This window comes from Vibrio sp. 2132-1 (assembly GCF_033344315.1).
In genome coordinates this window covers 1-848 of record NZ_JAWPON010000189.1, presented here as the reverse complement: position 1 = coordinate 848, position 848 = coordinate 1, and the positions used below count along the sequence as shown (strand labels likewise).

Below are 848 nucleotides of genomic sequence, written 5' to 3'. Positions count from 1 at the left end.
CACGAACTTTAAGTGTCCCTATTGCGAAGTTTTGTTGCAGGGTGAGCTTAAACATCAACATGCCCTGAGATTGATTCGCTTTGCTAACGACTTTTGCCATGAAATAACCTTATAAATGCCACCGATTTGTGTCTAATCATATCTTATAAAGCGACAGCTTCAACCGTATAGGAAGTAAATGTGAGCTTTTTAAGCAATCTCTTTATAAATCGAGGTCAATATTACCCGTGTTGCACAGGTTTTCATCATCTAGCTAAGTGTTTTGGGGCAAGCCATGGCCTAAAATGGGTAAGGTGGAGAAATGTTTGGCGCAAACCGGTGTATTCGGTAAACTTGCGCCACCAGAATAGTGAGAGATAAACACATGGCAAACACAGCAGCCGCATTGCACATTCTTGTTAAGCACAAAGAACAAGCTGAAGACATCATCAAGCAACTGAAAAAAGGCGCTAAATTCCAAACACTAGCGAAAAAGTATTCAACTTGCCCGTCTGGCAAACGTGGTGGTGACCTTGGTGAGTTCCGTCGCGGTCAAATGGTGCCTCAATTCGACAAAGTTTGTTTTTCTGGTGAAGTGTTAACTCCGCACTTAGTCAAAACAAAATTTGGCTGGCATGTGGTCAAGGTTCTCTACAGAACATAGCCTCTACCCAGAGCTCATGAGCTGACTTTCGAGTTTCTCGAATGCCAGTACATACGAGCAGAAATCATGGTAAGCACGAATTGGCTTACCATGATTCACTTATTCTTGCCCAAAATCACTCAGAGTCAGAAACTCTAGTCAATACCTTTCACACTATTACTCATAATAGCTTCAAGCTGACTGTAAATAGACAACGTACCTCAAT

1 protein-coding gene and 1 pseudogene are annotated in these 848 nt (G+C 42.0%); one reads left to right on the top strand and one right to left on the bottom strand.

Annotated elements, in window-relative coordinates:
* A pseudogene (locus tag R8N47_RS24325) lies at positions 1–100 on the bottom strand (chemotaxis protein CheV); the annotation flags it as partial.
* Between the two features lie 264 nt (positions 101–364).
* Here R8N47_RS24325 and ppiC point away from each other — a divergent pair.
* Complete coding sequence (gene ppiC / locus R8N47_RS24320) at positions 365–643, top strand: peptidylprolyl isomerase PpiC (RefSeq protein WP_005375342.1); 279 nt, start codon at positions 365–367, stop codon at positions 641–643.
* Positions 644–848: the final 205 nt, after the last annotated feature.

What these genes read in the sequence shown, in the direction of transcription:
- ppiC (WP_005375342.1), top strand. Translation starts at nt 365, where the DNA reads ATGGCAAACACAGCAGCCGCATTGCACATTCTTGTTAAGCACAAAGAA.